The 22688-nt window shown below is 69.4% G+C and carries 24 protein-coding genes and 1 pseudogene; 17 read left to right on the top strand and 8 right to left on the bottom strand.

Features of this window, described 5'->3' with window-relative positions; genetic code table 11:
- Positions 1-105 precede the first annotated feature (105 nt).
- Both ABDZ81_RS16455 and ABDZ81_RS16450 read left to right on the top strand, forming a co-directional pair.
- The gene (locus ABDZ81_RS16455) at positions 106-1170 is read left to right on the top strand and encodes a polyprenyl synthetase family protein (RefSeq protein ID WP_343775199.1); all 1065 of its coding nucleotides are present in this window, start codon (positions 106-108) and stop codon (positions 1168-1170) included.
- A gap of 85 nt (positions 1171-1255) precedes the next feature.
- Complete coding sequence (locus tag ABDZ81_RS16450; protein WP_343775197.1) at positions 1256-1891, top strand: plastocyanin/azurin family copper-binding protein; 636 nt, start codon at positions 1256-1258, stop codon at positions 1889-1891.
- A gap of 21 nt (positions 1892-1912) precedes the next feature.
- On the opposite strand, the gene ABDZ81_RS16445 is transcribed toward ABDZ81_RS16450, so the two are convergent.
- The 3 genes from ABDZ81_RS16445 to coxB all read right to left on the bottom strand — a co-directional run bounded on the left by ABDZ81_RS16445 (position 1913) and on the right by coxB (position 5143).
- Positions 1913-3775, bottom strand: coding sequence for a cytochrome c oxidase subunit I (locus ABDZ81_RS16445; RefSeq protein WP_343775195.1), 1863 nt, complete (start codon positions 3773-3775; stop codon positions 1913-1915).
- A gap of 127 nt (positions 3776-3902) precedes the next feature.
- Entirely contained in the window at positions 3903-4346 is a 444-nt protein-coding gene (locus ABDZ81_RS16440) for a DUF6789 family protein (RefSeq protein WP_343775193.1), read from the bottom strand.
- Positions 4343-5143 carry a cytochrome c oxidase subunit II gene (coxB, locus tag ABDZ81_RS16435; RefSeq protein WP_343775192.1) on the bottom strand — a complete coding sequence of 267 codons (801 nt, stop codon included), beginning with the start codon at positions 5141-5143 and terminating at the stop codon, positions 4343-4345. The genes ABDZ81_RS16440 and coxB overlap by 4 nt, the downstream gene beginning before the upstream one ends.
- Before the next feature lie 115 nt (positions 5144-5258).
- Here coxB and ABDZ81_RS16430 point away from each other — a divergent pair, with 115 nt between their 5' ends.
- Together ABDZ81_RS16430 and ABDZ81_RS16425 are read left to right on the top strand one after the other, a co-directional pair.
- Complete coding sequence (locus ABDZ81_RS16430) at positions 5259-5483, top strand: DUF6684 family protein (RefSeq protein WP_343775190.1); 225 nt, start codon at positions 5259-5261, stop codon at positions 5481-5483.
- 102 nt (positions 5484-5585) lie between these two features.
- A complete protein-coding gene (locus ABDZ81_RS16425; RefSeq protein WP_343775189.1) occupies positions 5586-5711 on the top strand; it encodes a hypothetical protein in 126 nt (41 codons plus the stop codon).
- On the opposite strand, the gene ABDZ81_RS16420 is transcribed toward ABDZ81_RS16425, so the two are convergent.
- Complete coding sequence (locus tag ABDZ81_RS16420) at positions 5708-6229, bottom strand: DUF6789 family protein (RefSeq protein WP_343775188.1); 522 nt, start codon at positions 6227-6229, stop codon at positions 5708-5710. The genes ABDZ81_RS16425 and ABDZ81_RS16420 overlap by 4 nt on opposite strands.
- Positions 6230-6353: 124 nt before the next feature.
- On the opposite strand from ABDZ81_RS16420, the gene ABDZ81_RS16415 reads away from it, so the two are divergent.
- Entirely contained in the window at positions 6354-7187 is an 834-nt protein-coding gene (locus ABDZ81_RS16415) for a cytochrome c oxidase subunit 3 (protein ID WP_343775187.1), read from the top strand.
- A 45-nt stretch (positions 7188-7232) separates the two neighbouring features.
- Here the strand turns inward: ABDZ81_RS16415 and ABDZ81_RS16410 are convergent, their stop codons facing one another.
- From ABDZ81_RS16410 to ABDZ81_RS16395, 4 genes are all read right to left on the bottom strand, one after another.
- Positions 7233-7379, bottom strand: coding sequence for a hypothetical protein (locus tag ABDZ81_RS16410; protein ID WP_343775186.1), 147 nt, complete (start codon positions 7377-7379; stop codon positions 7233-7235).
- Positions 7380-7471: 92 nt separating this feature from the next.
- On the bottom strand, positions 7472-9007 hold the full coding sequence (locus ABDZ81_RS16405; RefSeq protein ID WP_343775184.1) for a TrkH family potassium uptake protein: 1536 nt from the start codon (positions 9005-9007) through the stop codon (positions 7472-7474).
- A complete protein-coding gene (gene trkA / locus ABDZ81_RS16400) occupies positions 9004-10341 on the bottom strand; it encodes a Trk system potassium transporter TrkA (RefSeq protein WP_343775183.1) in 1338 nt (445 codons plus the stop codon). Before trkA ends, ABDZ81_RS16405 begins: the two co-directional genes overlap by 4 nt.
- Positions 10342-10462: 121 nt before the next feature.
- Positions 10463-10993: a type II toxin-antitoxin system RatA family toxin gene (locus ABDZ81_RS16395; protein ID WP_343775182.1), complete on the bottom strand. Its 531-nt coding sequence runs from the start codon at positions 10991-10993 to the stop codon at positions 10463-10465.
- Positions 10994-11136: 143 nt separating this feature from the next.
- Between ABDZ81_RS16395 and ABDZ81_RS16390 the strand changes: the two genes are divergently transcribed.
- The 12 genes and pseudogenes from ABDZ81_RS16390 to ABDZ81_RS16335 all read left to right on the top strand — a co-directional run bounded on the left by ABDZ81_RS16390 (position 11137) and on the right by ABDZ81_RS16335 (position 22648).
- Positions 11137-11898, top strand: a complete 762-nt coding sequence (locus tag ABDZ81_RS16390) for an NAD(P)/FAD-dependent oxidoreductase (RefSeq protein WP_343775180.1) — start codon at positions 11137-11139, stop codon at positions 11896-11898.
- A gap of 59 nt (positions 11899-11957) precedes the next feature.
- Entirely contained in the window at positions 11958-12524 is a 567-nt protein-coding gene (locus ABDZ81_RS16385) for a HalX domain-containing protein (protein ID WP_343775178.1), read from the top strand.
- Positions 12525-12620: 96 nt separating this feature from the next.
- Complete coding sequence (gene coaBC, locus ABDZ81_RS16380) at positions 12621-13862, top strand: bifunctional phosphopantothenoylcysteine decarboxylase/phosphopantothenate--cysteine ligase CoaBC (RefSeq protein ID WP_343775177.1); 1242 nt, start codon at positions 12621-12623, stop codon at positions 13860-13862.
- A gap of 233 nt (positions 13863-14095) precedes the next feature.
- Positions 14096-15187, top strand: a complete 1092-nt coding sequence (locus tag ABDZ81_RS16375) for a monovalent cation/H+ antiporter subunit E (protein WP_343775175.1) — start codon at positions 14096-14098, stop codon at positions 15185-15187.
- Positions 15184-15474: a cation:proton antiporter gene (locus ABDZ81_RS16370; protein ID WP_343775174.1), complete on the top strand. Its 291-nt coding sequence runs from the start codon at positions 15184-15186 to the stop codon at positions 15472-15474. Before ABDZ81_RS16375 ends, ABDZ81_RS16370 begins: the two co-directional genes overlap by 4 nt.
- Positions 15471-15791, top strand: a pseudogene (gene mnhG / locus ABDZ81_RS16365) (monovalent cation/H(+) antiporter subunit G); the annotation flags it as partial. The gene ABDZ81_RS16370 and the pseudogene mnhG, both read left to right, overlap by 4 nt.
- Before the next feature lie 95 nt (positions 15792-15886).
- Positions 15887-16429 carry a DUF4040 domain-containing protein gene (locus tag ABDZ81_RS16360; protein WP_343775324.1) on the top strand — a complete coding sequence of 181 codons (543 nt, stop codon included), beginning with the start codon at positions 15887-15889 and terminating at the stop codon, positions 16427-16429.
- Positions 16422-16982 carry an MnhB domain-containing protein gene (locus ABDZ81_RS16355; protein ID WP_377074860.1) on the top strand — a complete coding sequence of 187 codons (561 nt, stop codon included), beginning with the start codon at positions 16422-16424 and terminating at the stop codon, positions 16980-16982. The genes ABDZ81_RS16360 and ABDZ81_RS16355 overlap by 8 nt, the downstream gene beginning before the upstream one ends.
- A gap of 2 nt (positions 16983-16984) precedes the next feature.
- Positions 16985-17347: a cation:proton antiporter subunit C gene (locus tag ABDZ81_RS16350; RefSeq protein ID WP_343775321.1), complete on the top strand. Its 363-nt coding sequence runs from the start codon at positions 16985-16987 to the stop codon at positions 17345-17347.
- Positions 17340-19037 (top strand): proton-conducting transporter transmembrane domain-containing protein, encoded by a 1698-nt coding sequence (locus tag ABDZ81_RS16345; RefSeq protein WP_343775172.1) that lies wholly within the window; start codon positions 17340-17342, stop codon positions 19035-19037. Before ABDZ81_RS16350 ends, ABDZ81_RS16345 begins: the two co-directional genes overlap by 8 nt.
- Complete coding sequence (locus tag ABDZ81_RS16340) at positions 19038-20903, top strand: proton-conducting transporter transmembrane domain-containing protein (RefSeq protein WP_343775171.1); 1866 nt, start codon at positions 19038-19040, stop codon at positions 20901-20903.
- Positions 20903-22648 (top strand): Na(+)/H(+) antiporter subunit D, encoded by a 1746-nt coding sequence (locus ABDZ81_RS16335; protein WP_343775169.1) that lies wholly within the window; start codon positions 20903-20905, stop codon positions 22646-22648. Before ABDZ81_RS16340 ends, ABDZ81_RS16335 begins: the two co-directional genes overlap by 1 nt.
- The last annotated feature ends 40 nt before the right edge of the window (positions 22649-22688 follow it).

Here is a 22688-nt window from a genome sequence, read left to right as displayed (position 1 = left end):
TGGGTAGGAGTCGGGGCACAAAAGACTGCGTGGTTCGCGCCCGCCGGTTCGCGGGCCGCTCCGCGGATCTGAAGCTTTTTGCGCCCGGCCCGCGAGCGGTGGGGTATGCTGGAGACGTTAGTGGAGCGGCGCCCGGCGGTCGACGAGGCGATCGCCGAGGTGTTGCCCCGCGAGATCGACGAGGCGTACCTCTCGGAGTTCTTCGGCCCCGCGACGCACCGGTACGACGCCGACGCGCTCCAGCGCGTGCTGGCCGATCCGGTCTGGGAACTGCTCGATCGCGGCGGCAAGCGCTGGCGCCCGGTCGTCTTCCTGCTGCTGGTCGAGGGGTTCGGCGAAGATCGCGAGCGGTATCTTCCCTACGCGGCGATTCCCGAGATCCTGCACACCGGCACCATCCTCGTCGACGACGTCGAGGACGAGGCCGAACTTCGTCGCGGCGAGCCGGCGATCCACCGCGTTTACGGCGAGGACGTTGCGCTCAACGCGGGCAACGCGATGTACTTCCTCCCGATGAAGATCGTCTCGCGCAACCCCGCCGGGCTCGACGCCGAGACGCGGCTCGCGATCTTCGAGATGCTGAGCGACGAACTCAACCGGACCCACCTCGGTCAGGGGACCGACATCCGCTGGCACAACGACGCCGACGCCGATCCGTCCGTCGAGGAGTACCTCGAGATGTGCGCGTGCAAGACGGGCTGTCTCGGCCGGATCGTCGCCCGGCTGGCCGCGCTGGTCACGGGCCAGTCCGCCGAGCGCGAGCAAGCCGTCGCACGCTACGCTGAGACGATGTCCGTCGCCTTTCAGATCGGCGACGACATCCTCGACGTCGAGCACTCGCTGGGCGAGGCCGGCGACTTCGGCAAGGCGTTCGGCAACGACGTCCGCGAGGGCAAGACGACGCTGCTGGTGATCCACGCCCTCGAAACGGCGTCCGACGAGCGCTCGCGGCGACTCCGCGAGATCCTGCGGGCCGAGAACAACACCGACGACGAGATCCGCGAGGCCATCGAGATCCTTCGGGAATCGGGCAGCGTCGAGTACGCCCGCGAGACGGCCCTGGAGCTCGCCGCGGAGGCCCGCGACCACCTCGCCGAGGCGGAGCTGGCCGACGAAGAGACCGAACAGCTCGCGGAGTTCACGCGGTTCGTCGTCGAGCGCGACGTCTGACCGGCTGCGCTCCCGTTCGACGGCCCGCGATCCCCTGCCGACGCGAACCAAAGTATTCAGTACCCGCGAGCGCCAAGCCCCGCGCATGGCAGCACACGACGGCAGCGACGACGTCTCCCGTCGCTCGTTCATGCGGGCGGCGACGGGAGCGGCCGCGGCCGCCGGCGCCGCAAGCGCCGGGGCGAGCGCACAGGAAGGGGGCAACCAGTCCGGCGGCGGCAACCAGTCGGGTGGCGGTAACCAGTCAGGTGGCGGCAACGAATCCGGTGGAGGCGGCGGTGGGGGCGGCGGCACGACCTGGGAGGTCGTCGTCGGCCCCGGCGGCGACCTCGTGTTCGATCCCGCCGAGCGCGTGATCGCGCCGGGCGACACCGTCCGCTGGGTCTGGGATTCGGACAACCACAACATCGCGCCCGGGAGCACCCCCGACGGCGCCGAGTGGGAGGGCCACCCCGAGATCGCCAACTCCGGCACCGAGTACACTCACACGTTCGAGACGACCGGCACGTTCGAGTACGTCTGCGAGCCCCACGTCGCATCGGGCATGGAAGGGTCGGTCGTCGTTCAGGAGGGCGGTCCCGAGACCGGCGGCGGCCCCACTGGCCCCGCGGTCCCCAGCAACGCCCTGAGCCTCGCGGTCGGCACGATGGGCGCGATGGTCTCGACGCTCGCGCTGGCGTACTTCTTCATCAAGTACGGCGGGTACGACGAGGAACAGTAGACCTCCGTCCCGATCGACCGATCAACCGCCTTCCTCGCGGTCGTCTTGGCTTTGCGGCCCGTCTTTCTCCGGAGCGTCTCCACCGGTAGCCGGCTCGCCGTCCGTTTCGTCCCGACGCTCGGCGTCCTCGAGTCGCTCCTCGAACCACTGCCACTCGCGCGTGAACTGCCCGGTCTCCTTGAGGTTCCAGACGTCGGCGTCCCGCACGACCGGGCCGACCCGCGCCGACTGGACCATGTTGATCACCCAGAGGACGACGCCGACGCCGAGCGTGTACGCGCCGATCGACGCGATCTGCTGGAGCGGCGTGAACTCGGGCGGGTAGAACCCGTACCGCCGCGGGAGCCCCTCGTAGCCCAGCAGCAACAGCGGCATGAACGTGACGAACGTCCCGACGATGAGCAAGAGTACTTGCGCCTTCGCGAGGCGGCGGTTGTACATCCGGCCGGTGAGGATGGGGAACCAGTAGTAGCTCGCCGCGATCATCGCCATCGGGATGATCCCGACGACGATGAGGTGGAAGTGACCGACGACGTGGAGCGTGTCGTGCAAGACGAGGTCGACCGGGATCGACGCCAGAAAGACGCCCGTGATCCCGCCGATCACGAACGTGCTCAGGCTCCCGAGCATGCACAGCATCGGCGCCGTCAGTCGAATGTTACCGTTCCACAGCGTCGCGATCCAGTTGAACTCCTTGACGGCGCTCGGGATGGCGATCGCCAGCGAGACGGCCATGAAGCTCGCGCGCAGCCCCGGCGCCATCCCTGTCGTGAACATGTGGTGAGCCCAGACGCCGAAGGATAGCACGCCGATCGCGATCGTCGAGTAGACGATGAACTGAAAGCCGAACAGTCGCCGCCCGCAGAACTTCGGTAGCACGAGGCTGATGATGCCGAACGCCGGGAGCACGAGGATGTACACCTCCGGGTGGCCGAAGAACCAGAACAGGTGCTGCCACAGCAGCGGGCCGCCGCCCGGCTCGACGAAGAACGTCGTTCCGAAGGCGCGATCCGCGATCAGCATCAGCAGCGCGCTGCCCAAAAGCGGGAACGCGAACACGATGATCCCGCTGGTGACGAGGATGTTCCACGAGAAGATGTCGAGGCGGTGCCAGCCGACCTCGTCGGCCCGTTCGGTGAAGATGGTCGCGACGAAGTTGATCGCCCCCATCGTCGTCGCGACGCCGCTGAGATGGAGGCCCAGCAGCGCGACGGTGATCTGGGGGTTCTCCATCTGGACCGACAGCGGCGTGTACAGCGTCCACCCCGTGGCGACCGGTTCGAGCGCGACCAGCGCCGCTGCGTCGATCGGCAGCGGGGCGAGACCCCGTGCGAGGAGGTCCGTCAGCAGGCCGCCCCGGACCATCGCCAGCGACGGCGGGAGCAGCCAGAACGCGATGGCGTTGATCCGCGGGAAGGCCAGATCGTCGGCGCCGATCAAGAGCGGGAGGAAGTAGTTCGCGATCCCGAAGAAGACCGGCGTCACGAAGAAAAACAGCATCGTGAGCCCGTGGGTCGTGAAGATCGCGTTGTACGTCTCGACGGTCCAGACCGTCGACTCGGCGGTCAGCAGCTCGGTCCGGATCATCATCCCGTCGGTCGCGCCCCACAGCCCGGCCGCGGTCCCCAGCAGGATGTACAGCACGCCGATGTCCTTGTGGTCGACCGTCGTCAGCCACCGCATCAGGCCGCCGGGCTTCCCGTGGTCGGTCAGCCCGACGACGGGCGACGCGTAGCCGCCGTCCGGCGTCGCTTCCTCGCGCTCTCCCGCTCGCGCGGCGTCCGTGCGCCGGTGCTCCTCGCCCCCGTCCCGGAGATACCGGTAGCCGGCGAGCGCCGACAGCACGCAGCCAACGATCACGAGTCCCGAGACGCTATCGAACATGGAATCCCTCGGACATCCCCTGTGCCGGTACGTTCGACGGACTCCGGCTAAAGGGCTTTATCGAGATACTGATACGAACGGCCTCGACGCGGCCGCCTCGGCGTCGACCGGGCCGTGATCGCCGCGGTCACCCCGCGGTCGCCGCCGCGTCAGCGTCCGGCCGCTCCAGCAGGCGCCCGTAGACGGCGCCGAGCGTGAACCCGTACGCCCAGTGGGCCAGCAGCGTGAACGCGGCGTAGATGATCAGGAGCGCGCCGCTGATCTCGCCCCGCCCGGTGACGACGAACGCGAGCCAGAGGGCGGTCCCGAGCACGACGCCGCGGCTGGCCGGGTCGGGCCCGCGCGGAATGCGCGGTTCGAGCGCAAGGAACAGCAGCGGCCAGGCGACGACGCCCGCGATCGCGAACAGCACGAACCCAACCGTCTGGTTCCCGGGCGTGCCGACGAACCGCGCGATCACCTCGAAGACGGGGATCGCCGAGCGCGTTTCGACTTCGAGCAGCAGGAGCAGCAACAGCAGCACCGCCGTCCCGGCGACGCCGCCCGCGATCGCGCTCGCCGGCCTGTTCATGGTCGTGTGGCTTCGAGGGCGCCGCTCGTCGTACCATCGCTGTCGGCACTCGTCTCGTTTTGCCGCTCGTCGAGCCACTCCCGGTACTCCTCCTGCCCGACGACGCGCAGCGTCGATCGCATCCCGGCGTGCCCGGCGCCGCAGAACTCCGCGCAGTACAGCCGGTACTCGCCGGTCTCACCGATCCGCGTGCGGATGAGGTTGTACTGGTTCGGGAACGCGTCCTGCTTGAGTCCGAGTTCGGGAACGTGAACCGAGTGCAGCACGTCCTCGGCGGTGACGTAGAGGTACAGGGTCCGATTTTCGGGGACGACCAGTTCCTCATCGGTCGTGACGCTGCCGTTCGCGTACTCGTAGCTGTAGTTCCACTGCTCGGCGACGATCTCGACGACGACGGCGTCCGGCGGCGCGTCGGCGGGCTCTGGCGCGCGCTCGCCGGGATCCTGCCCGCTCAGGTCCGGTACCGCGGCGACGTACGGGCTCGTCAGCACGGCGAACGACGCCGAGCCGACGAACAGCAACACCAGCGCCGTCGCGACGGTCCAGGTGATCTCCAGGTCTCGGTTCGTCCGCGTGGGCTCGGGATCGTCGTTGTCGCGGAACCGCCAGACCGTGTACAGCAGGATGAACTCGACGAGCAGCGCGATCGGGACGGCGATGTACAGCAGCCGCCGGTTGAGCCCCCTGATGAGCTCCTCGGTGATCGACTGGGGCGCCGCGGCGACCGGAACGGCCGCGACGATCGACAGTACGACGACGGCGACGGCGGCGCTGGCGACGCGGCGCGCTCTGACCATCGTGTATACGTCCACGAATCGCGGAATAAGCGTTCGCCCGGCCGGGCCCGCCTCGTCGCCCGAACCTCCGCGCACCCTGCAAGCATTTTACGCCGAGCCGTGGACACCACCGACTATGCTGGAGTGGGTGCGACGGGAGACGCTGCTCGACACCTCGATCAACGCCGTCCCCGTGGTGATCCTGCTCGTCCTGGACCTGCTCTTTCTCCTCGTCTACCCGTGGGAGCGGGGCACGCTGTCGGAGCTGTTCACCCACCTGTTGACGCTGTTTCCGGTCGTCGTCCTGGCGTTCGCAACCTATCAGGTCGCCCGGGCGATCGAGCGCGACGCCGCAGAGTAACACTCCGCGAGCCTCGGCTCGCACTGCTCGCCGAGACGCCGCCGAGGATCACTGACGAGTCGTCCCCGCGATTGACGGACGCGCGCGTGCAACGCTACTCACGTGGAGCTCCCGTCGATCTACACGCCCGAGGGGTCGTTCGCGTACCTGCTGGTCGTACTCGTCGCGACGCTCGCGGCGGCGATCGCGTTCCTCGCGGTGTTCGCGGGCGCGAGCCTGCCGCTCTAGATCGTGTGTTCGGGGACGTACGCGAGCCGCTCCATGACGCCGCCGAGCGCGTAGCCGTACACCCAGTGGCCCGCCAGCGAGAGCGCGCCGAACAGGACGGCGTTGCGCGGCCCCGGCCAGTAGGCGATGACGAACCCGGTCCACATTATCGTCGCGAAGACGACGCCGCGCGCCGCCCGCGGCTCCTGTGGCGGGAGGAAGGAGCCGGCGACCGTGAACAACAGCGGCAGCGCGACGACGCCGCCCGCGAGGAGCACCGCGAGCCCGAGCGGCAAGCTCGGCTCGATGCCGACGACGCGCCCGAGATCGGTCACGCTGATCAGCGGGCCGGCCTCGAACAGCCCCAGAAACGCCGGCAGGCCGATCAGCAGGGGCGCCATCGCGATCATCCCGACGAGCCCGCCGGCGAACGCCGACAGCACGACCCGCAGGTTGATGTCGAGGCCCGCCTCCAGATCCTCGATGTCCCCCGGCACCGTCGGCTGCGTGAGGTCGGTTCGATCGTCCGGGGTGCTCATCGTCTCGAGATACGGCGCCGCGGCGTAAAATCCTACAGGACGGTCGGCCCGGGAGCGGTATCGCCCGCGCAGCTCGGTCCGCACCGGTCCAAGGTACTTTTCCGAGGGCGTGGAAGGTCAGCGCATGACGGAGTCCGAGGGGACGGAGCACCGCGGTCCGGCTGTCGAGGACTGGCCGCCCGGGTTCGGCGAGGCGAGCTGGTGGCCGATCGTGACCGGCGGGGGCGCGGCCGGAATCTACGCCGGCGTCGCGCTGTACCTCCTGGGCGGGACCGCGGCGGCGCTCGCCCCGCCCGTCGTCGGCCTCGGGCTCGCGCTCGGCGGGCTGCTTGCCTTCCTCGGCGGGCTGTACGGCTGGGTGTACCACGCCTTCGTCCGGAACTACTGGAAGCGGCCGGCCGGGGGCCACGGGCTGGACCTCCGATGGGGGATGTTCGTGTTCATCCTGACCGACGTGATGACGTTCTCGGCGGGCTTCGTCTACTACTTCTTCGTCAGGACCGACGCGTGGCCGCCCGAGGAGCTGCCGCACCTCCTGACCTCGCTCGTGCTCGCCAACACCGCGATCCTGCTCGTCAGCAGCCTCACGCTGCACGCCGCTCACGTCGCGATCCGAAGGGGGAACCGCCGGCGCTTTCTCGCCTGGCTCGCGGTCACCGTGGCGCTCGGCGTCGCGTTCGTCGGCGGGCAGCTCCTGGAGTACTACGAGTTCCTCGTCGTCGAGGGCGTCCCGGTCACGAGCGTGTTCTTCAGCGCCTTCTTCGGGCTGACGGGGCTGCACGGCCTCCACGTTCTCCTCGGCGTGATCGTGCTCGGGACCGTGCTCGTACGCGGGCTTCGCGGGCAGTTCGACGCGGAACGCCACACCGCGGTCGCGACGGCGTCGATGTACTGGCACTTCGTCGACGCCGTGTGGGTGTTCCTGGTCGTCACGCTGTACGTCGGTGCCGCCGCCTGATCGGTGACCCCTGCGTTCGACCTAGCTGACGCGGCGGCGATCTGATCAGATGTCGAACGCGGTGATCTCGGACGAGCCGCACTCGGTACAGCGCTCTGCGTCGGCCGGCGTGTTCGTCCCGCAGACCCGGCACTCGTACACCGTCTCCCCGCTCCCGTCGAGTAACGATCGCACGTGATCTAGCAACGGCATCTGCGATTGCTCGCCGCCCGATCCGTCATAAGCTTTCGTGTTTCGTTCCGAGAGCGGGCGCAGCCGCCGTTTGCGGCTTGCAAGCGCCGGGATCACGACCGCCAGTACGCCCGCGTCAGCAACACGAGCACCGGGAAGATCTCCAGCCGGCCGATCCACATCAGGCCGACCATCAGCAGCTTCGAGGTCCACGGGAAGTCGACGAAGTTCCCCATCGGGCCGACCACGCCGAGTCCCGGCCCGATGTTGCCAAGCGTCGCGGCGCAGGCCGTGATCAGGCCGATCACCTCGATCTCGAACCCGTCGACGCGCGCGGCGTCGAGCGCGAGCAGCAGGGCGCCGCCGAGAAACAGCACGAAGTACAGCAGCGTGAACGTGTAGATGCCTCGCACCGCGGTTTCGTCGAGCGGCTCGCCCGCGAGCCGGACCGGCCGGACTGCCGACGGATGGACCGTCGTGAAAAGCTCCCGGCGGATCGACTTGAGGATCACCAGCCACCGGATCATCTTGATGGCGCCGCCGGTCGATCCCGCCGACCCGCCGAGGAACATCGCGAACACCAGCGCGTACTGGGCCGGCGGGCTCCAGATGTCGAAGTTCATGCTGGCGTAGCCCGTCGTCGTCACGATCGAGACGACCTGGAACGCGGCGTGGCGCACCGACGGTTCGATCGCGCCCGCGACCCGCCCGACGTTCTCGGCGTCGACGAGCGCGCCGTCGACGAACAGCAGGACGCTGACGATCGCGGTCAGCGACGCCAGGACGCCCGCGTAGAATCGGAACTCGCTGTCGGCGACCGCCTCCCGCCAGTCGCCGTTGAGCAGCTGCCAGAACAGCACGAAATTCGTCCCGGCGACGACCATGAAGGGGATGATCGCCCACTGGACGGCCCACGAGAACGCCTCGATGCTGCGCGCCTGCGGCGAGAACCCGCCGGTCGGCATCGTGGTGAACGTGTGGGCGAGCGCGCCGTAGGCGGTCATGTTCGGAGCGAGTTCCGTTGCGCCGAGCAGGGACAGCAGGAGCACCTCGGCGATCGAGAAGCCGACGTACGCGAGCCAGAGCGCGCGGGCCGTCTCCGCGATTCTGGGCGTGAGCTTCTCGACGCCGGGGCCGGGCGCCTCGGCCTCCATCAGCTGGGCGCCGCCGACCGACAGCTCCGAGAGGATCGCCACCGCGAGGACGACGATCCCCATCCCGCCGAGCCACTGGGTGAGCTGGCGCCACATCATGAGCTCACGGGAGTGGGCCTCGACAGAGATGTCCCGCATGACGGTCGATCCGGTCGTCGTGAACCCGCTCATGCTCTCGAACAGCGCGTTGACCGGGTGAGCGATCGTCCCGGTGCCGGCGAGCACGTAGGGGACGGCGCCGACGAACGCGACGAGCAACCACGTCAACCCGACCATCAGGAACGCCTCCCTGTCACCCAGGTCCTCGGGCGAGCCGACGCGTTCGAGTAGCGTGCCCGCGAGCGCCGTGCCCGCCATCGTCGCGACGAACACCAGCAGGTCCTCGCGCTCGTACAGCAGCGAGACGAGGATCGGAACGAGAAACGCCACCGAGAGGTACTTCAGAACGGTGCCGCTGAGGCTCACGCTGGCACGCCAGCCGACGCGGAGCCTCATATTTTATCGAGCACGTCGTCCAGAACCTCGGTGGCGAGAAAGACGACGACGTGGTCGCCCGCCTCGACGCGGGTGTCCCCGCGCGGCGTGATGTGCGCGCCGTCCCGAGTGATCGCGCCGACGACGACGCACTCGGGCAGCTCGGCCATGGCCTCTTGAATCGAGCGGCCGACGAGCAGACTGTCGCCGTCGACTTCGAACTCGACGACCTCCGCGAGGTCGCTCTCCAGCATCGCGACGTTCTCGGCCTCGCCCTCGCGGGTGAACCGCGTGATCTCCTCGGCGGTCTCCTCGCGCGGGTTGATCGCGACGTCGACGCCGACGGCCTCGAACAGGTCGACGTAGTCGGGCGACTCCACGATGGCGACGCTGCGATCGACGCCGAGGCGCTCGGCCAGCAGCGACACGAGCAGGTTCTTCTGGTCGCTCTCAAGCGTCGCGACGAGCAGGTCGGCCTCGTCGACGTGCTCGCGCGAGAGGAACTCGGCGTCGGTCGCGTCGCTCTCCATCACGGTCGTCTTCGGCAGCTCCTCGGCGAGCTCGCGGGCGCGATCGTGGTCCTGTTCGACGAGCCGGGGCTTCAGCCCGTGGTCCTCGAACAGCTTCGCGGTCTGGAAGCCGATCTCGCTGCCGCCGACGATCACGACCTCGTCGGTGCCGTCGCGGGCCTCCGCGGGGTACAGTTCCGTCGCGAACTCCTGGACGCTCTCGGGGCTCCCGATGACGACGAGGCGATCCTCCGCGCGGATTCGCGTGTCGCCCCGCGGGATCGTCACTTCGCCCTCGCGGAAGATCGCCGCGAACGTCAGCGAGTCGAAGCGGTCGGCTTCCCGGATCGTCTCCCCGGCGATCGGACTCTCCGCTGCGATCTCGAACTCGGCCATCCGGACCGCGCCGCCCGCGAACACGTCGGCGTCGTGGGCGCCGGGCAGTCCCGCGATCCGGACGATCGCGTGAGCGGTCAGCAGGTCGCTGCCGACCATGAAGTCGACGCCGAAGGCGCCCTTGGTGCGGCGCCAGGTGTCGAGCAGGTTGGTCTTCTTCACGCGGGCGATCGTGAACGCGTCGGAGACGGTTTTGGCCGTCCCGCAGGCGACCAGGTTCGTCTCGTCGTTGTCCGTGCTCGCGATGACGATGTCGGCGTCCTCGACGCCGGCTTCTTCGAGGATCTCCAGCGAAGTCCCGTCGCCCGCGATCGAGAGCACGTCGAGCGAGTAGGTGAGCTCCTCGACGATCTCCGAGTCGCGCTCGATCACGACGACCTCGTTGGAGTCGGCGAGGTTGGCGGCGATGCTCCGCCCGACCTCGCCGGCGCCGATGACGATCACGCGCACGCGGGGACCACCATGATTACCGGTCGTTCATCCGGATAGAATAAGTGTATTGCCCTTCGGGTATCCTGACGGATGGGTCCTGCTTCGTTCCGTAGTCAGTCTCGGAATGCCGCCGCCGCGATCACACCGACGAGGGCTGCTCGTGGACCCGGAGTTCGACGTCGCGGCGCTCGCCCTCCAGATCGGCGACGATCCGCTCGACCACGCGTTCGGCTTCCTCGAGCACTTTCGGGCGAATCTTGTCGATCACCCAGCCGATCGAGACGAGCGCCGGCAGGTCCAGCGCCCCGGCGTTCGCGCTGTCGGGATCGAACTCGACGACGAACCGGACTCGGCTGGCCGTCTCGCGGTCCGGCGGCGCGGCCTCGGGTCGGGGCTCGACCTGCCAGTAGCCGCCGGCGTCGACGTCCTTCACGATCCGCCAGTCGATCCGCTCGGGCGGGTCGGTATCGGTCACTTCCGAGCGAGCGGTGTAGTTGAGCTTCCACCACGCGAACTCCAGGTCGTACCGCGTCCCCTCCTCGCCCGTCCCGTCGCTGCGGACCTCCTTGAGGTACTTCGAGTAGTCGGCGTACCCCGGGAAGTCCTCCAGGAACTCGTAGATCTCCTCGGGCGGGAGGTAGACGTCCGTGCTCACCTCGACTCTGTCCACGCTCGGACGTTTGCGGGCGCGACAGTAAGTGTTACGCGCTCGGTCGGGTTTGCGGGCGCTGTCGACGTGTCTGCGTCCCGCGGTCCTGTCTCTCCCACCGGCGTCCGCCGCGTTCATACTCCCCCGGCGCGGACCTCGAACCGATGACCCGAGACGTGCTCATCGTCGGCGGCGGCGTCGCCGGACTCTCCGCCGGCATCTACACCGCGCGGGCCGGACTCGACGCGCTGATCGTCGACCCGTCGAGCGGCCGGACGGGAACCGACGCCGCTGACGGATCGATCCTCGAACGCAACGCCAGCCTGGAGAACTACCCGGGGTTTCCCGCCGGGATCGACGCACGCCTGTATCTCGATATGGTGCGCGAGCAGGCCGACGACGCGGGCTGCGAGTTCCGCGAGGGTCGCGTCGTCGACGTCCGCCCGCGCGAGGACGACTTCGCGGTCGAACTCGCCGACGGCGACGAACTCGCGGCGATCCGCGTGATCGCGGCGTCGTGGGGCGACGTCTCTTACCTCGACGGCGTCGACGTCGAACTGATCGACCGCGGCTCGAAGACGTACGTCGGCGTCGACGAGCACGGCCGGACGCGCGTGCCGGGACTGTACGCCGCGGGGCGGATCGCCGGTCGCCCCCACCAGGCGATCGTCGCCGCGGGCCACGGCGCGGCCGTCGCGTTGACCGCGATCGAGGAATCCGACGCCGCGTTCTACCACGACTGGGTCGCGCCCGATGGGTACTTCACCGGCCGCGGGCGCGAGGTGCCGCCGGGTTGCGAGGAGATCGACGACGCCGAGCGCCGGGAGCGCGAGCGCTCGGCGCGCGAACGGCTGGCCGAGCGGATCGCGGAACCGACCGACGAGACGCCGACGATGCACCCGCGCGTGGATGCAGATGAACGATAAACTGGTTGCGGTGTACCTCCCCAAAAGTATTAGCTGCTCCGACAACCAGTTGATAGTAGATGGACGAACAGCGCGGCATCGTCCTCGTCGTGGACGACGACCCGCGGGTCGCTCGCGTGTACGCCGAGCAGCTCCGCCAGCAGCACACGGTTCGGGTGGCCTACAGCGGCGAGGAAGCACTGGAGAGTCTCGACGACGACGTCGAGGTGGTGCTGCTCGACCGCCGAATGCCGGACCTCACCGGCGACGAGGTCTTGGAGCGGATCCGCGACCGCGGGCTCACCTGTCAGGTCGCGATGGTCACCGCGGTCGAGCCGGACTTCGACATCATCGAGATGGCGTTCGACGACTACCTGTTCAAGCCGGTCACCGGTGAGCAGCTGCTCTCGACGGTCGATCACCTGCTCAAGCGAGCCACCTACGACAACGCGCTCCAGGAGTTTTTCGCGGTCGCCTCGAAGCGCGCCGCGCTGGAGGCCGAGAAGTCCCACTCCGTGCTCCAGCGCAGCGAGGAGTTCGCGGAGCTGACGGCCCGTTTCGAGCACCTGCAGGCGGAACTCGGCGAGTCGTTGCAGGAGCTCGACGACGAGGAGGCGTTCGATCTGGTGCTGTCGGACCGGTTCTGAGGCCGTTTTAGGCGGACGTCGGTGCGTTCGACCGCGCAGCGCCGACGCCGGTCGCCGCGACAACGTTTTGTCGGCCCCGCGAGAAGGTGCGGGCGAATGCTGGAGGGAGTCAACGTCGCGCTCGGGGTCTGTGGCTCCATCGCGGCCGTCAAGACCGTCGAACTGGCCCACGAGCTCCGCCGCCGCGGCGCCGACGTGCGGGCGGTGATGACCGGCGGCGCGCAGGGGATCGTCCACCCGTGGGCGGTCGAGTTCGCGACCGACCGCGACGTCGTCACCGAGCTCACCGGCGCCGTCGAGCACGTCGATCTCTGCGGACGAGAGGGCTGGGCCGACGTGTTTCTGATCGCGCCCGCGACGGCCAACACGGTCGGCAAGATCGCCGGTGCGGTCGACGACACGCCCGTCACGACCTGCGCGACAACCGCGCTGGGCGCCGACGTGCCGGTCGTGATCGCCCCCGCGATGCACGAGCCGATGTACGACCACCCGGGCGTGCTGGAGGCGATCGAGCGCGTCGAATCGTGGGGCGTCGAGTTCGTCGACCCGCGGATCGAGGAGGGGAAGGCCAAGATCGCCAGCGAGGAGCGCATCTGCCTCGACACCGCACGCGCGGCCGGCGACCGACCGCTCGACGGCGAGCGCGTCGTCGTCACCGCCGGCGCCACCGCGGAGGCGATCGATCCCGTGCGCGTCCTGACGAACCGCTCGTCGGGCAAGACCGGTCGAGCCGTCGCGAAGGCCTGCTACGTCCGGGGCGCCGACGTGACACTGCTCCACGGCGTCGTCGGCCCCCACGCTCCCTCGAACGAGCCCGACGAGCCGGCGCTCGGGCCCGACGGGTCGCTCGGCTACGCCGACTACCGCCTCGTCGAGAGCGCGGCCGAACTCCGGGACGCCGCGGTCGACGCCGCGGCTGAAGCGGACGCCTTCATCTCGACGGCGGCGATTGGCGACTACACCGTCGAGCCCCGCGAGCAAAAGATCCGATCGGGTCGGGAGTTGACCCTCGAACTCGAAGGGACGCCGAAGGTGATCGACGCCGTCCGCGAGGCTCGCCCCGACCTGCCGATCGTCGGCTTCAAGACCGAGACCGCGGGCGCGGCCGGCGACCACGAGGACGCTCGTGCCGATGCCGACGCCGCGATGACCGGCGCCGCCCGCGAGACGCTCGACCGGGTCGACCTCGCGTTCGTCGTCGCGAACGACGCGAGCGTGATGGGCGCCGACGAGACGCGGACGCTGTTCGTCGACGCCGACGACGCCGAGGCGTTCGAGGGCTCGAAATCCGCGCTCGGCGGCGCGGTCGCGGATCGGCTCGTCGGGCATCTCGACTGACCGGTCGTTCGGGCGGTTTCGCCGCTAACTTTGCCGTGATCGACCGGCAGCGACGGGACGAGAACGAAATTGTTTTCCTCGGGCTACCGCTTGGTTCGGACAACAGACAGAGCCATGAGTGTTGCAACTAACCCCGGACGCGGCGACGCGAATCCGGCCGCGAACGGGCCGTTTTCCGGGCCGCCGAGGCGCATTCGACGCCCGACAGACCCCCGGACGGAGGGCGATCCCCCGTGACCCACATACTGGTGCCCGTCGCGGAGTCGGCGACGCTCCGCCGCACCGTCGAGTACGCCATCGAGTCGGCGCTCGAGGCGTCCGACGGCGACGCTCGGGTCACGTTCGGCTACGTGATCTCGGCCGACAGCACGCGCCTGCCGGGCTCGGAGCTGGAGACGGCCGGCGAGGAGCTCCTCGAACGGACCGAGATCTGGGCCGAGGAGGACGCCGCCGAGCACACCGACGAGCTGACCGTCGAGACCGTCGTGCTCGGCGCCGACGAGTACCTCTTTAGCCCCTCCGACGTCGCTCGCGTGATCGGCGCTCGCGCCGTCTCGACCGGCGTCGACCGGATCGTGCTCGATCCCGAGTACGACCCCGGCGCCGGACAGCCGCTGCTCGAACCGCTCAAGACGGAGCTGAGTCGAGACGACCGCTTCGGCGTCGAGGAGGCGCCCGTCGAACACCCGCGGCGTTCGGCGCGGTTCGTCGCGCCCGCCAGCGCCAGCCGCTTTATCGGGACGTTCGTGATCTCCTTCGTCTTCTACCAGGTGATCGGCGGCTTCGCCGGCCTGTTCGACCTCGTCACCGGCGTCGCGACGGCGCTGATCGCGGCGATCGTGCTCTCGCAGGTGACGTTCGCGCGCCCGCCGCAGGTCGGCGCCTCGCTGGCTCGGCTGGCGCGCTGGTGCGTGTTCGCGCCGGTGTTGCTCTGGGAGATCCTGGTCGCGAACCTGCAGGTCGCGACGGTGATCCTGAACCCCCGAGCGGAGATCGACCCGCGGATGACGCGGATCCACGCCGCGGTCTGGGGCGCGCTGCCGGTCGCCACGCTGGCAAACAGCATCACGCTCACGCCGGGGACGCTCACCGTCCGCGAGCGCGGGCAGGACCTGTACGTCCACTCGCTGCTGCCCGTCTCCCGGGAGGGGCTGTTCGACGGCAGCCTGGAGCGGTGGGTCCGCTTCGTCTTCTACGGTCGCCGCGCGATGCGGATCGATAGTCCGCGCGAGCGCGGCGACGCCGAGGTGCTCCAGACATCGGACGATGAGGAGGACGAGAGAGCGTCCGACGCCGACGAGAGCGCCGGAGGTGAGTCGGCGTGAGCGTCGGCACCGGCGATCTGGCGACCGACCTGTTCCTCGGGACCGCCGCGCTGTTCGTCGCGCTGGCCGTCGCGATGCTGTACCGGGCCGTCGACGGCCCGACGATGCAGGACCGTGTGCTGGCGGTGAACGTGCTCGGCACGAACACCGTCGTAATTCTCGCACTCTTGGCGGTCGGCCTCGGAGAGTCGTCGTTCCTCGATATCGCGCTGATCTACGCGCTGTTGAACTTCCTGATGTCGGTGGCGATCTCGAAGTTCACCGTCGAGCGGGGTGGGATCATATGAGCGCCGTCGAGACCGCTCGGCTGGTCGCCATCGGCGTCCTGCTAGCGGGATCGCTGTTCTTCACCCTCGTCTCGGCCGTCGGCGTCATCCGACTGCCCGACATCTACTCGCGGGCTCACACCGCCTCGCAGGCCGACACGCTCGGCGCCGGCTTCGCGCTGGCTGCCGTCGCGCTCTCGCTGGGCGTGCAGGCGACCACCGCGAAGACGGTGCTACTCCTGCTGTTCATCTTCCTGACGAACCCGACCGCCGCCCACGCGATCGCCCGGGCGGCCGACGAGGACGGCATCGAGCCGTGGACGTCCGACGACGACCGTACGGCGCGGGACCTCGCGCCGGACCGCAACGGGGATACAGGCTCGGCCGACCCCGCGGCCGACGGCGTCGACGAGGAGGGAGGTGAGCCGGCGTGATCCCCGCGTTCGAGCTCGCGCTGTTCGCGTTCGTGCTCGCGACCGCCGTGCTGACGGCGATATTCCGGGACGTGCTCGCCGCGATCATCGTGTTCGCGGCCTACAGCCTCGGAATGGCGATCTTCTACGCGTTCCTGCTCGCGCCGGACGTCGCGATGACCGAGGCGGCGATCGGCGCCGGCGTGACGACGCTGCTGCTGCTGTTGACGATCGCCAAGACCGTCCGGCCGCCGACCGACGTCACGTTCGAGCGGCCTCACCCGACGGGCCTGCTCGTCGTGGGCGCGTTCACGCTCGCGATCCTGGCGACCGTGCCGGCGTTCCCCGCGGTCGGCAGCGAGTCGGCGCCGATCTGGTCGAACCCCGAGGTGACCCAGTACTACATCGAATCGGCCTACGAGGACACCGGCGTCGAGAACGCCGTGACGGCCGTGCTCGCGGGCTACCGGGGGTTCGACACGTTCGGCGAGGCGGTCGTGGTGTTCGCCGCCGGTATCGCCTCCCTGCTGGTACTCCGAACGGAGGTGTTCACCGGTGAGTAACGACGAGTACGAGCCCGTCGGCGAGAACCAACCGTACGTCGAGAGCCAGGTGATCATGACGACCGTGCGCGTGATCGCCCCCTTCGCGTTCACGTACGGGCTGTTCCTGACGTTCCACGGCGGCGGCTCGCCCGGCGGCGGCTTCCAGGGCGGCGCCATCATCGGCGCGACGATCCTGATGATCGCGTTCGCGTTCGGCATCGAGCCGACCCGCGACTGGCTGTCGAACCGCGCCGTCGTCGGCCTCGCCAGCGGCGGCGTGCTCGCGTTCGCGCTGATCGGGCTGATCCCGGTCGCGATCGGCGGCCGGTTCCTCGAACACGGGCTGTACGAGTCGGCCCTGGGGATCTACCACGGGAAGAAGTACGCCCTGGAGGGCGTCGAGATCGTCGGCATCATGCCGATCGTCGCCGGCGTCGTCGTCGGCCTGTTCTTCGTCATCGCGGCGGGCTTCAGCGGCGAAGGCCGACTTGCGGGCGACGGAAGCGGGCGATCCGCAGGATCGCGAGCCGATGGGAGAGCCGAGCGACCCGACGGAGATGATTCACGATGACACTGATCGATCTACTCGCGACGCGGTACGCGTACGTGCTGTTCGCCCTGCTCGTCGGGACGGGCCTGTACATGGTGGTGTCGAGCCCGAACCTCGTCAAGAAGGTGATCGGGCTGAACCTGTTCCAGACCGGCCTGTTCCTGTTTTTCATCGCCAGCGCCTACGTCGAGGGGGGCCAGACGGCCGTGATCCACGGCGAGGGCGGCGGCCCCTACGTCAGCCCGCTGCCGCAGGTGCTGGTGCTGACCGCGATCGTCGTCGGCGTCGCGCTGACGGCGGTCGCGCTCGCGCTGATCGTCCGGATCTACTCGGAGTACGGCACGCTCCGCGAGGACGTCCTCCGGGAGGTGCGCGCCGATGAGTGACGTCTCGCTGGCGCCGGTCGGTCTGATCGTGCTGCCGCTGATCGCGGCGGCCGTCGCGCTCGCGGCGGGCGTCGTCCGCGAGCGAACCGGCTGGGCGATCGCAGTCGCGACGCTGCTCGCCGAGGGCGGAATCGCGGCGTGGCTCGCGAACACCGTCTACTACGGACAGGGCAGAGTCATCCACGAACTGGGCGACTACGGCCGCCCCGAGGAGTTCGCCGTCGGCATCGAACTGGTGGCCGATCAGCTCTCGGCGATCGTCGTGCTGCTGATCGTCGTCGTCTCGCTGGGCGTGCTCGCGATGGCGCGCTCGACCGGGCCGCGAGGGAACGCCTTCTTCGCCGCCTTCCTCCTGCTGAACGGCGGGCTGATGGGCGTCGTGCTCACCGGCGACGTGTTCAACCTGTTCGTCTTCCTGGAGATCGTCGGGCTGGCGACGTACGCGCTGGTCGCGTCCGACCGGCGCCCCGACGCCGCGGTCGCCGCGCTGAAGTACCTGATCGTCGGGACGACCGGCGCCTCGCTGTACCTGCTGGGCGTCGGCTACCTGTTCATGGCGACGGGCACGCTGAACATGGCCGACCTCGCGGCCGCGCTGGCCGGCGAACCGGCGTTCGTCGGCGGGCCGCTGTACACGAACACGCTCGTCGTCGCCGGGTTCGCGTTCATCACCGTGGGCCTGTTCGTGAAGGCCGCGATCTACCCGCTGCACGCCTGGCAGCCCGACGCCTACGCCGCGGCGCCCGACGCCGTGACGGCGTACATCTCGGCGCTGGTCTCGACCGCGGGCGCGTACGCGTTCGCCCGCATCGCGTTCGACGTGTTCACGCCGGCCTTTTTCGAGGCCGTGCCCGCCGCCGCGTGGGCGGTCGTGACGCTGGCCTCGGTGAGCGTCGTCGCGGGCAGCGCGCTGGCGGTGACCCAGACTCGGGTCAAGCGCGTGTTCGCCTACTCGTCGGTATCGCAGTTCGGCCTGGTCGTCGCCGCGGTCGGGATCGCGGTTCACCCCGCGGCGTCCGAGTCCGCCGCTCGGCTGGCGATCGTCGGCGCCGTCGTCCACCTGATCGGGCACGGCGTCATCAAGGGCGGGCTGTTCGTCGCCGCCGCCGGCCTCGCGCGGACGGCCGGCGCGCGGACGCTCGAGGAACTCTCGGGGCTCGGCCACGAGGCACCGTTCCAGTCGGGTGCGATGGCCGTGCTGGCGCTCTCGCTCGTCGGCGTCCCGCCGACGATCGGCTTCCTCGGGAAGTTCTACATCGCGCTGGGCGCAGTCGAGGCCGGGATCTGGCCGGTCGCCGCGGTGATCCTACTCAGCACCGTGCTGACGCTGGCCTACGCCGCGCGATTCTTAGAGCGGCTGTACTTCACGCCCCGGACCGCGGCGCCCGCGGCGGGCGTCGACGCCGCTGCCGGGGTCGCTGCTGACGGTGGTGATGCCGATGCTGACGGCGCCGACGCCGCAACTGATGGTGGTACCGACGCTGCGACCGACGGCGGTGCTGATTCGGGCGCCGAGAGTAGCGACGCCGGCGTCGACGCGGTCGAACAGGACGTCGCCGACGCGCCGGGCGCGTCGCTCGGCCTCAAAGTCGCGCTCGTCGGCGCCGCGTTGCTTGCGGTCGCACTCGGGTTCGCGGGCGTCGAGTTCGCGGATGCGCTGAATCCGTTCGTGACGGAGGTGGTCCGATAGATGGTCGAACAATCCCTGCGACCGCTGGCGGCCGTGCTCGTCTCGGCCGTCGCGATCGTGCTGATCGTCGCGTCGTATCGTCACCCCAATATTCGGGACAGCTGGTCGGTCGCGGCCGCCGTCGCGAAGTTCGGCATCGTCGCGAGCATGGTGCCCGGCGTGCTGGGCGGCGAGAGCTACCGCGCGCCCGCCCTGGAGTTCGCGCGGATCCCCGGCACCGACAGCTCTCTCACGCTCGCACTCGAAGCCGACGCGCTGGGCGTCCTCTTTGCCCTGCTGGCGAGCCTGCTGTGGATCTTCACCTCGTTCTACGCCGTGGGGTACATGCGCGGGCTCGACGAGCACGCCCAGACGCGCTTCTTCGCGTCGTTCGCCGCCAGCCTCTCGGCCGCGGTGGGGATCGCCTTCGCCGCGAACCTGGTGACGATCTTCCTGTTCTACGAGCTGCTGTCGGTCGCGACCTACCCGCTGGTCGCCCACGACGAGGACGGCGAGGCCCGCGCCGCCGGCCGGAAGTACCTGACCTACACGTTCTTCGGCGGCGGCGTGCTCGTGCTCGCTGGCACCGTGCTGGTGTTCGTGCTCGCCGGGACGACCGACTTCGGCGCGACGGCCCAGGCGCTCGGGAACGCCGACCCGACGCTCGCGAAGGCGGCGTTCGCGCTGCTGGCGGCCGGGTTCGGCGTCAAGGCCGGCCTGATGCCGCTGCACTCCTGGCTGCCCGACGCGATGGTCGCGCCGACGCCGGTGTCGGGGCTGCTCCACGCCGTCGCGGTCGTGAAAAGCGGCGTCTTCGGCATCGCGCGGCTGGTGCTGGAGGTGTACAGCCCGGCAGTGGTCGCCGACCTCGGGGTGGGGATCTACCTCGCGGCCGTCGCCGCGTTTACGATCCTCGTGTCGAGCATCATCGCGCTCCGGCAGGACCACCTCAAGCGCCGGCTCGCCTACTCCACGGTGAGTCAGCTATCCTACATCGTGCTCGGGCTGGCGCTGCTGGGCCCGACCGCAGTGAAGGGCGGGCTGCTCCACATCCCCGCCCACGCGTTCATGAAGCTCACGCTGTTCTTCTGTGCGGGCTTCATCCACGTCGAAACCCACACCGACTACATCAGCGAGATGGACGGGATCGGCGAGCGGATGCCCCTGACGATGGCGGCGTTCGCGGTCGCCGCGGCGGGGATGGCCGGCATCCCGCTGGTCGCCGGCTTCGTCAGCAAGTGGTTCCTACTGATCGGCGCCGTCGAGGTCGAGCAGACGATCTTCGCGGTCGCGTTGCTGGTCTCGGGCATCCTCAACATCGCGTACTTCTGGCCGATCGTCTACGGCGCGTTCTTCGAGTCGCCCGGCGATGCCGACTCGAAGCCGCTGCTGGAGGGGCCGATCGGCGGCCGCTTCGGCGCCGCCGCGGCCGGAACCACCGGCGGCCCCGCGGTCGCGACGGATGGCGTCGGGAACGGCGCCGACGACCGATCCGACGACTCGGCGAGCGCGTCCGACGACTCGGGGGGCTCCTCGACCGGAACGTACGCGGTCGATCGCAACCCGAGCGATCACCTTTCGGCCGAAGAGCAAGAGCGGCGCCGCGAGGAGGCCGCCGAAGCCGAAGCGGCCGCGGACGCGGAGGCGGATGCGGAAGATGACTCACATGCCGATACCGATCACCACGACGTCGTCCACGACGAGCACGGCCACGGCGGAACGACCGGCGACTGGGAAGCCGTCGGCTGGACCGGTAAGGAGGGCACCTGGCTGATGCTGGGGCCGATCCTGGCGGTCGCGGCCGGCGCCATCGTACTCGGCGTCGTGCCCTATCAGGCCGTGTTCCTGCACCTGATCGAGGAGATCGTCGCGGGGGTGAGCTTCTGATGCTGGAGCTCGTTCCCCCGGGCGCGGTCGTGATCGTGGCCGCGCTGCTGGTCGCAGTGCTGCCCCGGAAGGCCGGCCACGCGCTCGGCGCGCTCGCGACGGCGGGCGCACTCGCGCTGTCGTGGCTCGCCCCCGCCGGCGCGCACCTGCAGGTGACGCTGTTCGGCTCGGCGGAGTCGGGATTCCAGGCAGTGCTGTACAACGTCGATCCGTTCTCCCGGATCATGGGCCTGATCTTCGGGTTCATCGGGCTCGTGGCCGTGATCTACTCGTACGCGAGCGACGCCGACACCACCCAGACCGCCTACGCGCTGTCGTACGTCGGCACGAGCCTCGCGGCCGTGTTCGCGGGCGACTGGCTGACGCTGGTGTTCTTCTGGGAATTGATGGCCGTCACCTCGACGCTGCTGGTCTGGCACTACGGCGGCCGCGCGGTCCGCGCGGGCTTCCGCTACGCCGTCCTGCACGGGATCGGCGGCAGCCTCGTGCTGGCCGCGCTCGTCTGGCACTACGCCGAGGCGGGCACGTTCCTCTTCACCGGCGAGGGGATCTCCGCCGGGATTCCGGCCGTGCTGGCGGCGGTCGGCATCGGCGTCAACGTCGGGTTCGTCGGGCTGCACGCCTGGCTGCCCGACACGTACCCGCGGCCCCACATCGCCGCTTCCGTGTTCCTCTGCGTGTACACGACCAAGACCGGCGTGTACGCGATGTACCGGGCGTTCCCCGAGGGTCACATGTGGATCGCCTACATGGGCGGCGCGATGGCCGTCTTCGGCGCCACGATGGCCCTGCTCCAGTCGGACATGCGCCGGCTGCTGTCCTATCACATCCAGTCGCAGGTCGGCTACATGGTCGCCGGCGTCGGCATCGGCACGCAGCTCGCCACCGCCGGCGCGTTCGGCCACGTGTTCAACCACATCCTCTACAAGAGCCTGCTGTTCATGACGGTCGGCGTCGTGATCTACCGCACCGGCGAGGAGAGCCTGAAGAAGATCGGCGGGCTGGCAAGCGATATGCCGCTCACCGCCGGGGCCTTCGTCGTCGCGGCGCTGTCGATTTCGGGCTTCCCGCTGTTCAACGGCTACGTCTCGAAGGGGATGATCACCTACGCCGCCAACCACGGACACAAGCCGCTGTTCTACCTGCTGATGATCGGGGGCGTCGGCACGTTCCTCTCGTTCATCAAGCTGGGTTACCACGCGTTCTTCCACGGCAGCTACGACGGCGACGTGCTCGACGCCAACCGCGGTCAGAGCGTCGCGATGCTGTCTGTCGCGGGGCTGTGCGTGCTGTTCGGCGTCGCGCCGCCGGCGCTGTACGAGATCCTGCCCGCGGGCGACTACGCCGCCGGCCACTACACGGCCTACACGGTGAGCCACGTCCTCGAAGTGGCGGTGCTCGCGATCATCGCCGTCGTCGGCTTCGTGATCCTCAAGGGCCCGCTCAAGAAGGTCGGCCGGGTGCCCGACGTCGACGCGATCTACAACCCGATCGCGTTCTACGGCACCCGCGGGCTCGTCGTCGGCGTCACCGAGCTGTACGCCGCGGTCGACCGCGCGGCCGTCCGATTCGTCGGGTTCGTCACCGACACGGCCGCCGACCCCGAGTCGGCCGTCGCGGCGACGCCGCTGGGTGACTCGGTGAACGACGAGTACGCCCACCCGCTCCGAGCCGGCTTCGGCACGAGCATCCTGCTCGTGACGCTGGTCGCGACGCTCGTTTTGCTGGCCGTCCTGCTGGGCTGACCGGCGGCCGCCAGCCATCCGGTTTTCGGCTCGGCGTCTC

Source organism: Natronoarchaeum mannanilyticum, assembly GCF_039522665.1.
Classification (GTDB): domain Archaea; phylum Halobacteriota; class Halobacteria; order Halobacteriales; family Natronoarchaeaceae; genus Natronoarchaeum; species Natronoarchaeum mannanilyticum.
This window is presented reverse-complemented; position numbering and strand designations above follow the sequence as displayed.